The organism is Acinetobacter sp. SwsAc4 (assembly GCF_013391535.1).
In the GTDB taxonomy this organism is placed as follows: domain Bacteria; phylum Pseudomonadota; class Gammaproteobacteria; order Pseudomonadales; family Moraxellaceae; genus Acinetobacter.
In genome coordinates this window covers 40,873-51,330 of record NZ_JACAXC010000022.1, presented here as the reverse complement: position 1 = coordinate 51,330, position 10,458 = coordinate 40,873, and the positions used below count along the sequence as shown (strand labels likewise).

Sequence of the window (10,458 nt, the reverse complement as noted above, 5' to 3'; positions counted from 1 at the left end):
TGTTCCACTTTAGATATTTGTTTAAGATGAGATGTAACTCATTGAAATGTGTCATCATATTCGTCGTCAGAAAACAAGTATTATGCCATTATTTCAATGAGTTGTCTTTTTTTGTCGTGTACAAAGAGTTTTTTGATAAATGGACATTTGGATCGATAAATCACCTTGAACTGAGAGATTAAAAAAACAACAGCTAAAAATTATTCTAAAAAAAACCTTTTCTTTATTCTTGACTTTGTGTATGAAAGCAACAAAAATGCTTGCTTAGTTTTATGTGCGCTTATTTGATCACCCTTCGAATAAATGTCATGGTTTGCAATGGACATTCTTTCTAGCCGAGAGAATGATTTTTTGAAATATGTTTATCCCAACATGTTTTGATTCGAGATGTAATAACAGCTTATACGGCTGATGAGTCAGAAAATTTTTCCTATTGCAGCAAAAACGAGTAGAATACGCACACTTAGAAAAGTGCATAAGTTAATGAATGAAAATACAATTTATGTCTCCCATAAATTGTACTAACACTAGGGTGAATCACGTTGGAACTTTTATCTGGTGGTGAAATGCTCGTTCGTGCGCTTGCGGACGAAGGCGTAGAGCATGTTTTTGGTTATCCAGGCGGCGCAGTTTTACATATTTATGATGCGCTTTTTCAACAAGACAAAATTAATCATTACCTTGTACGTCATGAGCAAGCTGCTGGTCATATGGCAGATGCATACTCGCGCGTAACTGGTAAAACAGGTGTTGTTCTTGTAACTTCTGGTCCAGGTGCAACAAATACTGTTACTCCTATTGCAACTGCCTATATGGACTCAATCCCAATGGTGATTTTGTCAGGGCAAGTTGCAAGTCACCTAATTGGTGAAGATGCATTCCAAGAAACAGATATGGTTGGTATTTCTCGTCCAATCGTAAAGCACAGTTTCCAAGTGCGTCACGCCAGCGAAATTCCTGCCATTATTAAGAAAGCATTTTATATTGCCTCTTCTGGTCGTCCAGGCCCAGTGGTTGTTGATATTCCTAAGGATGCCACCAATCCAGCAGAAAAATTTGCCTACGAATATCCTGAAAAAGTGAAGATGCGTTCATATCAACCGCCTTCACGTGGACATTCAGGTCAAATTCGTAAAGCCATTGATGAACTGATCACTGCTAAACGCCCAATGATTTATACAGGTGGTGGTGTTGTTCAGGGGAATGCTTCGGCATTGTTGACTGAACTTGCACATCTATTGGGTTATCCAGTGACCAATACGTTGATGGGCTTAGGTGCTTTCCCAGGTAATGATCCACAATTTGTGGGTATGTTAGGGATGCATGGTACTTATGAAGCCAATATGGCAATGCATAATGCCGATGTGATTTTGGCGATTGGCGCACGTTTTGATGACCGTGTGACCAACAATCCAGCCAAGTTCTGTCAAAATGCCAAAGTCATTCATATTGATATTGACCCAGCGACCATTTCAAAAACCATCATGGCGCATATTCCAATTGTGGGTGCGGTTGAACCTGTCCTTCAGGAAATGTTGGTACAGTTGAAACAGATGAATGTGTCCAAGCCAAATCCGGAAGCAATTGCTGAATGGTGGTCTCAGATTAATGAGTGGCGTAAAGTTCATGGCTTACGCTATGAAGCGGCTCAAAATGGTGAAATGAAACCACAACAAGTGGTGGAAGCGCTTGATCGTGTGACCAATGGTGAAGCGATCATTACGTCTGACGTAGGTCAGCACCAGATGTTTGGTGCCTTGTACTACAAATACAAACGCCCGCGTCAATGGATTAACTCTGGTGGTCTAGGTACGATGGGTGTTGGTTTACCGTATGCAATGGCAGCGAAGCTTGCATTCCCAGATCAACAAGTCGTGTGTATTACAGGTGAAGCATCAATTCAGATGTGTATCCAAGAATTATCGACATGTAAGCAATATGGCTTAAATGTGAAAATTCTTTGCTTAAATAACCAAGCTTTAGGCATGGTGAAGCAGTGGCAAGACATGAACTATGAAGGGCGTCATTCAAGCTCTTATGTAGATTCTTTACCTGATTTTGCAAAATTGATGGAAGCTTATGGTCACGTAGGTATTCAAATCAATCATGCAGATGAATTGGAGTCTAAACTGGCTGAAGCAATGGCAATTAATGATAAATGTGTATTCATTAATGTCATGGTTGATCGTACAGAGCATGTTTATCCAATGTTGATTGCAGGTCAGTCGATGAAAGATATGTGGTTAGGTAAAGGGGAGCGCACGGCATGAGACACATTATCTCTGTACTTGTAGAAAATGAAGCAGGCGCGCTTTCTCGTTTGGTCGGTTTATTCTCTCAACGTGGTTACAACATTGAGACTTTAAACGTTGCGCCAACTGAAGATGAAACTTTATCTCGTTTGACGCTGACAACTTATGGTGATGATCACAAAATCGAGCAGATCACAAAACAACTGAATAAATTAGTTGAAGTGGTTAAGGTGGTTGATTTGTCAGAAGGTGCGCATATTGAGCGCGAGCTTATGTTAATTAAAGTGAAAGCTTTAGGTGCCGCTCGTGCGGAAATTAAGCGTACAGCTGATATTTTTCGTGCCCAAATCGTTGATGTAACACCAACCACTTATACGATTCAGATCGCAGGTACAACTGAAAAGATTGATGGTTTTATTGATGCACTTGCTGAAAACACCATTCTAGAAGTTGTACGTTCTGGTGTGTCTGGTATCGCACGTGGTGAAAAAGTTTTAAGTATTTAATCGCTTCCCCAATTCTTCATATAGAAATGCAAGAATTGGGAAGTTTCAAAGAATCTATCCTTGTATAACAAGGGAAATGACAAAAATTTTAGCGGAGAAAACAGATGCAAATTTTTTACGATAAAGACTGTGACTTATCAATCATCCAAGGCAAGAAAGTTGCAATTATTGGTTATGGTTCACAAGGTCATGCTCACGCACTTAACTTGAAAGACTCTGGCGTAGACGTAACTGTTGGTTTACGTGCTGGTTCAGCATCTTGGAAAAAAGCTGAAAATTCAGGTCTTAAAGTTTCTGAAGTGCCAGCAGCTGTTGCTCAAGCTGACTTAGTTATGATCTTGACTCCAGATGAGTTCCAAGCTCAACTTTATCGTGATGTAATTGAACCAAACATCAAAGAAGGTGCAACTTTAGCATTTGCTCATGGTTTCTCTGTTCTTTATAACCAAGTTGTTCCACGTAAAGATTTAGACGTAATCATGGTTGCTCCAAAAGCACCTGGTCACACTGTACGTTCAGAATTCCAACGTGGTTCAGGTGTTCCTGATCTTATCGCGATTCACCAAGATGCTTCTGGTAATGCTCGTAACGTTGCACTTTCTTATGCTTCAGGCGTAGGTGGTGGTCGTACAGGTATCATCGAAACTTCTTTCCGTGAAGAAACTGAAACTGATTTATTCGGTGAACAAGCAGTTCTTTGTGGTGGTGCTGTTGAATTGGTTAAAATGGGCTTCGAAACTTTAGTTGAAGCTGGTTATGCACCAGAAATGGCTTACTTCGAATGCTTACATGAGCTTAAATTGATCGTTGATTTGATGTTCGAAGGCGGTATTGCTGACATGAACTATTCAGTATCTAACAATGCTGAATACGGTGAATACGTAACTGGTGTTGAAGTAATCAACGAACAGTCACGTGAAGCAATGCGTAATGCATTGAAACGTATCCAATCTGGTGAATATGCGAAAATGTTCATCCAAGAAGGTGCGTTGAACTACCCATCTATGACTGCTCGTCGTCGTCAAAATGCAGCACATGGTATCGAAGTAACAGGTTCTAAATTACGTGCGATGATGCCTTGGATCCAAGCAAACAAAATCGTAGACAAAGAAAAGAACTAAGGTTGCGTTACGTGCCTTAAAAAATGGGAAAGCAGTGCTTTCCCATTTTTTTCGTGCCTTGGATTCAAGCGAACAAAATCGTTGATAAAGAGAAAAACTAATTTTTTAGTTTAATCTTTGAAGAGCCCTTGTTTATACAAGGGTTTTTTTATTGCATCACTTACAGTGCTGTACCTTGTGATGATAGCCTAATCTTGCCGTTTAGGTTGTTAAGTTAATTCTCACGGCTCGTATGGAAGTAAGCAGAATTTTTAAGATGTTACTGAGAGTATAAAAAATAAATTACCTGATAAGGAGTGTAGTCACTTATTTGCTTTCAATATAAAAAACTTCATATTCTTAGTCTTTTTTAATAACAGAATTATAGCAAACAGCATGATAAAAAGGCATACTATATACATGTTTAGAGTATTTATGAAAGGTAGTGCATCTTTTATAATTGTTGGTTGCTTTTAAAATTGCAGTAAAAAAACAAGAATTTTCATTGGTTTGAAATGAATATGTGTTTTTATTCTATTGATTTATAAAATGAAAAAGACTTGAACTTATACTAGATGATGTTATTGTTAAGGAAAGTTTATGAATACACCATTTGTATCTTTTTTGAGTGTTAATGATCGTTCTGATTTTGAGCAATTCGCTCAATAAATAAAAAAAAGTACTGAATAATCATGGAAGTCCTTTATGGTTCACGTTGATTACGATAGCACATGGGTCATCGTTTCCATTTTGGTTGCAGTAGCGACTTGTTATGCGGCAGTTTCAATGGAAGAACTCGTTTTTAAAGCTGCTTATAAAAAGTTGGAGAAAAGCATTTTAGTAACGAGTGGCTTGACTTTAGGCTTGGCAATATGGGTGATGCATTTTATTGGAATGCTCGCGAGCCGTTTGCCTGAAGGCTATCATTTTGATATTAGTTTGACTGTGCTTTCATATTTGATAGGCGCAACTGCTTCGGTATTTGCTGTTTGGCTAACCACTAGACCTACTTTACCTATGCCACGTCTGATCTTAGGTGCATTATTCTTAGGGCTAGGGATATCTGGAATGCATTACACGGGGATGTTGGCGCTTTCAGTTGAACACCATCAATTGAGATATGATCCATTACTCGTGATTTGTTCAGTACTCATCGCTGTATGTGGTTCTGGTTTGAGCTGTTTATTCATTTTTAAATACACAACCGCGGTTAAATATAAAACTGCACTAAAGGCTGTCGTTGCAATATTGATGGCTTTTAGTATTGTAGGTATGCATTACACGGGTATGGCAGCCACTTATTTTGATACAGGATTTGCGGAAGCACTTGGCTCAGCACATACAGAGCAACCCGTTTTATTGTTTAGTATTATTTTTATTATCAGTTTGGTATTTGTTGCTGGTTTTGCCATCGCAGTTTTAGAAGCCAGACTAGAGGAGCGTAATCAACAATTAGTTAGAATAAATAAAGAATTAGCAACTCACTCACTACATGATTCATTAACAAAGTTGCCGAATCGATTATATTTGACAGATTATGCGGAAGTAATCTTCAGCCATCATCGCTTACGAGAAGAAAAAGCAGCATTTTTATATGTAGATTTAGATCGCTTTAAATCGGTAAATGATGCTTTTGGACACCATATTGGTGATCAACTTTTAATTCAAATGGCCAATCGGTTACATGAAAAATTAAGTTCAAGCCATAAGCTATTTCGTATTGGTGGTGACGAGTTTGTATTGATCTCTGAAAATACTGATGTTAATCAAGCGATGTTGCTGGCAGAAGAAGTTCTGCATTTTATTCAAGAGGCATATCTGATCGCGACAAAAGAAATTAATATTTCTGCAAGTTTGGGAATTGCGATGTATCCTGAGCACGGTACGAATCTTCAGGATTTATTAATTAATGCAGATGTAGCAATGTTGGCATCTAAAGAGCAGGGTAGAAATACCTTTACTGTTTTCCACTCTACAACAGATCAGCAAGATGTTCGTAGCCAATCCAAATTAATTAATGACTTGTATAAAGCTGTAGATGAGCAGCAATTTGTTTTATTTTATCAACCTAAATTTACTGCGAATTATAAAGTTTGTGGTATTGAAGCGCTCATTCGTTGGAAGCATCCAAGCTTAGGTTTGTTGACTCCTCAAATGTTTATTGAGGGAGCAGAAAAAACAGGTTTGATTATTCCGATGGGATATTGGGCATTGGAGCAAGCTTGTCAGCAGATTCACAAATGGGAACGAAGTAATAGTCCTTTTTATCCAATTGCCGTCAACTTATCTGCATTACAATTTGAAAATAAAAAACTTTTTAACGTATTAGAGCAGCTCTTAGAACAATATCAAATTCAGCCCCACAATCTTATTTTAGAAATCACTGAATCAACAGCAATGCATCATATTGATTCAAGTATTCGCACTTTAGAACGCTTGCGTAAGTTGGGTATTCGGATTGCGATTGATGATTTTGGAACTGGCTATTCAAGCTTTTTATATTTAAAAGATCTGCCTGTTGATGAACTTAAAATTGATCGCGGTTTTCTCATAGATTTACAACCAAACTCGAAAGAAGAGGCAATTCTAGAAAGTATCATTCACCTTGCCGCTAGGTTAGGCTTAATCGTCACAGCTGAAGGTGTAGAAACACAGCAACAAGCTGATATTTTAACTAATTTAGGATGTAATCAATTACAAGGTTATTTATTGGGTATGCCTGTAAATGTTGAAAATTTAGTGTTGAATCATCACAACTTTGCTTAGTTTATTTGGACCTAACGATTTCTATATCATCTATTCACGAAAAAGGCTGCTCATATCTTTTCAAGTAAAAGAGATTCACAGCCTTGACTATTTTAGCAATTATAAGCACTTAATTTGAGCGCTGTTGCAACCATGCGCTAACGACAGGCCAAACTGCTTGTGGTGCTTGGCTACCTGAAACCAAACCCATATGACCACCAGAGACAATTTCAAAGGTTTTATCTTGGCTACTGATCAAATCCATTAATGGTCGTACAGCTTCTGCAGTCACAATAATGTCAGTATCCCCACCAATCGCAAGTACTGAACAATCAATATCTTTAAAATCAGCCGTTTGATCTCCGAATTTAACGAGACCTGTCGAAAGTTCATTATCAATCCAGAAGCGTAAAATAATATCGCGCATTACACCACCAGGATATGCAAGCATATTGTCAACAAATGAACTTGATGTTGCGTGATTAATGACAAACTGCCGATCGTTCAAATTTTTTAGTAATTGCCAATAATTTTTAAAATTACCCACGGGATCTGTGAGCTTAAATCCGAGCGTATTTTGCCAACCATGAATATGGAAATAGCGGCTCGGAATTTGACGGATTCGGAAATTAGTATTGGTCCGTACCCATTGTGCTGGTGTGTTTAACTTTTGATAGAGCTTACCAATATAACCTGATTGATGAGTGTTGATTGGTGATGCCAAAATCATTAGATTCTTAATATTTTTATCTTTAAATAATGAGGTATAGCAAAGCGAGATCGCTCCACCGAGACTCCAACCATACAGTGATAGTTGTTGTTGTCCGCTATGTTCACGAATTTTGTTGATAAAGTCGGGCATAAAGATTTTGATATATGTACCGAAATTATATTTAGCTTGTTTAAGGCTTGGTGTGCCCCAGTCAATCATATATACATCAAAACCTTGGCTTTGAAAGTAACGAATGAGACTACGATCAGGAAACAAATCGAACACTAAGGTGTTCGCTGCTAATGGGGGAATAATAACCAGTGGCACACGGTGTTTATTTTCACCCGATTCTACGTCTGACTTGTAAAACCGTAAGCTAATAATTTCACGTTCATAAACGACTTCAAAAGGTGTCTTTCCTGACAATGCCAGTTGATGTCCCCTCAAGAAACGATCTGCCGCATTTGAAAATACTTGTGCAGCTTGCTTACCCGCACGCGTTTTTAAGATGGATTGGGCTGTTTTAGCGTTAACAAAGGTATTTTTTAATTTAGGCAATTGAGTCATCGTCCAAGAACTCTATGGTTACAACTGTGTAGCCGCATATTAGAAGAAAAAAAGCATTTGCTCACTGACTCATCTGCTTAACTTATTTTTGAAAATGATCAATTTAGAATATTGCATGGTCGTAAATTGCTCAAAAATACTTATTTAGGCAGTTGGGGCGTATACGTAAGTGAGCTTATCAACCCTAATATGTGGTATTGCGCATATATGAATATTCATATATAAAGTCACTATCATTAATTCAAAATGTTTTTACTCATTATGTCTACTCAGCAACAAATTACGATTTATCACAACCCTGCATGTGGGACATCTCGAAATACACTCGGATTAATTCGCAATACGGGTATTGAACCTATCGTGATTGAATATTTACTGAATCCTCCTTCAAAATCTGAACTTATTCAATTGATTAGTGATGCTGGTTTGTCTGTAAGGGCTGCGATCCGTACGAATGTTGACCCTTATCGTGAACTTGATTTGGATCGTGAGACTTGGACAGATCATCAATTAATCGAATTTATGCTTGAACATCCTATTTTAATTAATCGTCCTTTTGTTGTGACGAGTCAGGGTACCCGTTTATGCAGACCATCGGAGTTGGTGCTGGATATTTTACCAGTTGCACAACAAGGTGCTTTTTCCAAAGAGGATGGTGAACAGGTGATTGATGAAAATGGTCAGCGTGTTAATTAAATAATAATTTAGTATTTGAGGTTGGAAATGGATCGAGTGAATTTCTTTAAGTGTTTGTCTGATGAAACACGTCTCAGTATTGTCACTTTAGTGGCGGAAAATAAAGAACTATGTGTTTGTGATTTGACTGAAAAATTAAACTTGAGCCAACCAAAAATTTCGAGACATTTAGCCTTATTAAGGTCATCTGGCTTACTACAAGATCGAAGACAAAGTCAGTGGGTGTATTACAGCATTCATCCAGAGTTGCCTGCTTGGTGTCATGAATTACTCAATCTCTTGGTACGTGAACAAACTTCCGCAAGTAACCAATCTCAGTCTCTCCAAATTAAAAGTTATTGTGAGTAATACCGCATGAAATTTATTTTCCTATGTACTGGAAATAGTTGTCGCAGCATTTTGTCCGAAGTACTTTTTAACAGTCGTGCACCTGAAAATTGGAAAGCATATAGCGCAGGCAGTAAGCCTTCTGGACAGGTTCATCCACTGACGATTGAAACGCTTGAAAACTTAGGCCTTTCAACTGATGGTTTGTGGAGTAAAACCATTGATGACTGCGAACAATATCAAGCGGATGTGGTGATTACGGTCTGTGATTCTGCAGCTCAGGAAGCTTGCCCACTGTATTTAGGCGGTGCAATTAAAGCACATTGGGGCTTGGCTGATCCTTCACATTTAGATTTGCCTAAATCAGAAAAATTACAAGCATTCCAAGTGACTGTAGATCATATCAACCGCCGTTTAGATGCTCTATTTGCATTAGATAGCGCAAATATGTCCCGTCCTGAATTGATTGCTGCAATCAATCACATCTCAGATATTGAATGAGAACATCATGGCTCAGCAAAGATTGTCATTTCTAGATCGTAACTTAACCCTATGGATTTTTATTGCCATGGGGTTGGGAATTGCGATCGGTGTTTTCTTACCTCAGGCTTCTGTCGCTTTAGACAAAATGAGTGTGGATTCCGTCAATATCCCAATTGCGATTGGTCTGATTTTGATGATGTATCCTCCCTTAGCAAAGGTTGATTACGCGGCATTGCCTGAAGTATTTAAAGATAAAAAAACCTTAACTTTATCTTTGGTTCAGAACTGGATTATTGCGCCTGTTCTGATGTTCGGATTAGCCATTATTTTTCTACACAGCTATCCAGAATATATGACGGGCTTAATTTTGATTGGCTTAGCACGTTGTATTGCGATGGTTTTGGTCTGGAATGGTTTAGCTTGTGGTGATAATCAATATGTTGCAGCATTAGTGGCATTTAACAGTATCTTTCAAATTCTATTCTTCAGTACCTATGCTTGGTTATTCCTGACTTTCTTGCCACCTTATTTTGGTATTGCAGGACAAGTCATTCATGTAGATTTTTGGACGATTACCCATGCGGTGTTGGTTTACTTGGGTATTCCATTTTTTCTTGGTTTCATGACACGATTGATTTTAGTGAAAGCCAAAGGTCTCGCATGGTATCAAAATGTCTTTTTGCCGAAGATCAGCCCTTTAAGTTTGTTGGCGTTGCTGTTCACCATTGTGGCGATGTTTAGCCTTAAAGGTGCTGATGTCGTGAGCTTGCCTTTCGATGTGATTCGTATAGCGATTCCACTGACGATTTACTTTGTTGTGATGTTCTTCATGAGCTTTTTTATGAGCAAGTGGATGGGGAATGACTATCCGAAAACCACTGCAATTTCCTTTACTGCTGCTGGGAATAACTTTGAATTGGCATTAGCGGTCGCTATTGCAACCTTTGGTTTAGCTTCACCTGTGGCATTTACCACAGTGATTGGTCCATTGGTTGAAGTGCCTGTGCTGATTGCTTTGGTTAGTGTGTCTTTATGGCTTAGAAAAAAGTATTTTAAATTGGTGTAATTGT

9 protein-coding genes are annotated in these 10,458 nt (G+C 38.3%); 8 read left to right on the top strand and 1 reads right to left on the bottom strand.

The window, feature by feature from the left end; all coding sequences use genetic code 11:
• Nucleotides 1-542: 542 nt before the first annotated feature.
• From HYG88_RS11065 to HYG88_RS11050, 4 genes are all read left to right on the top strand, one after another.
• Entirely contained in the window at nt 543-2,270 is a 1,728-nt protein-coding gene (locus HYG88_RS11065; RefSeq protein ID WP_005162602.1) for an acetolactate synthase 3 large subunit, read from the top strand.
• On the top strand, nt 2,267-2,758 hold the full coding sequence (gene ilvN, locus HYG88_RS11060) for an acetolactate synthase small subunit (protein ID WP_005162601.1): 492 nt from the start codon (nt 2,267-2,269) through the stop codon (nt 2,756-2,758). Before HYG88_RS11065 ends, ilvN begins: the two co-directional genes overlap by 4 nt.
• A gap of 104 nt (nt 2,759-2,862) precedes the next feature.
• The gene (gene ilvC, locus HYG88_RS11055) at nt 2,863-3,879 is read left to right on the top strand and encodes a ketol-acid reductoisomerase (protein WP_005162600.1); all 1,017 of its coding nucleotides are present in this window, start codon (nt 2,863-2,865) and stop codon (nt 3,877-3,879) included.
• Between the two features lie 684 nt (nt 3,880-4,563).
• Entirely contained in the window at nt 4,564-6,624 is a 2,061-nt protein-coding gene (locus HYG88_RS11050; RefSeq protein WP_005162599.1) for a bifunctional diguanylate cyclase/phosphodiesterase, read from the top strand.
• Nucleotides 6,625-6,733: 109 nt separating this feature from the next.
• On the opposite strand, the gene HYG88_RS11045 is transcribed toward HYG88_RS11050, so the two are convergent.
• Nucleotides 6,734-7,882, bottom strand: a complete 1,149-nt coding sequence (locus HYG88_RS11045; protein WP_005162598.1) for an alpha/beta fold hydrolase — start codon at nt 7,880-7,882, stop codon at nt 6,734-6,736.
• 261 nt (nt 7,883-8,143) lie between these two features.
• On the opposite strand from HYG88_RS11045, the gene arsC reads away from it, so the two are divergent.
• Genes arsC through arsB form a run of 4 tightly spaced genes read left to right on the top strand, consistent with a single transcriptional unit; the run spans nt 8,144 to nt 10,454 of the window.
• Entirely contained in the window at nt 8,144-8,578 is a 435-nt protein-coding gene (gene arsC / locus HYG88_RS11040) for an arsenate reductase (glutaredoxin) (RefSeq protein ID WP_034602872.1), read from the top strand.
• Between the two features lie 27 nt (nt 8,579-8,605).
• On the top strand, nt 8,606-8,926 hold the full coding sequence (locus tag HYG88_RS11035) for a metalloregulator ArsR/SmtB family transcription factor (RefSeq protein WP_005162593.1): 321 nt from the start codon (nt 8,606-8,608) through the stop codon (nt 8,924-8,926).
• A 6-nt stretch (nt 8,927-8,932) separates the two neighbouring features.
• The gene (locus tag HYG88_RS11030; protein ID WP_005162582.1) at nt 8,933-9,406 is read left to right on the top strand and encodes an arsenate reductase ArsC; all 474 of its coding nucleotides are present in this window, start codon (nt 8,933-8,935) and stop codon (nt 9,404-9,406) included.
• A gap of 7 nt (nt 9,407-9,413) precedes the next feature.
• Nucleotides 9,414-10,454: an ACR3 family arsenite efflux transporter gene (arsB, locus tag HYG88_RS11025; RefSeq protein ID WP_005162578.1), complete on the top strand. Its 1,041-nt coding sequence runs from the start codon at nt 9,414-9,416 to the stop codon at nt 10,452-10,454.
• The last annotated feature ends 4 nt before the right edge of the window (nt 10,455-10,458 follow it).

Bases quoted from the DNA above. Each gene is read 5' to 3' on its own strand.
- ilvC (WP_005162600.1), top strand. From the start codon at position 2,863: ATGCAAATTTTTTACGATAAAGACTGTGACTTATCAATCATCCAAGGC.
- HYG88_RS11050 (WP_005162599.1), top strand. From the start codon at position 4,564: ATGGTTCACGTTGATTACGATAGCACATGGGTCATCGTTTCCATTTTG.
- HYG88_RS11045 (WP_005162598.1), bottom strand. From the start codon at position 7,882: ATGACTCAATTGCCTAAATTAAAAAATACCTTTGTTAACGCTAAAACA.
- arsB (WP_005162578.1), top strand. From the start codon at position 9,414: ATGGCTCAGCAAAGATTGTCATTTCTAGATCGTAACTTAACCCTATGG.
- HYG88_RS11030 (WP_005162582.1), top strand. From the start codon at position 8,933: ATGAAATTTATTTTCCTATGTACTGGAAATAGTTGTCGCAGCATTTTG.
- arsC (WP_034602872.1), top strand. From the start codon at position 8,144: ATGTCTACTCAGCAACAAATTACGATTTATCACAACCCTGCATGTGGG.
- HYG88_RS11035 (WP_005162593.1), top strand. From the start codon at position 8,606: ATGGATCGAGTGAATTTCTTTAAGTGTTTGTCTGATGAAACACGTCTC.
- ilvN (WP_005162601.1), top strand. From the start codon at position 2,267: ATGAGACACATTATCTCTGTACTTGTAGAAAATGAAGCAGGCGCGCTT.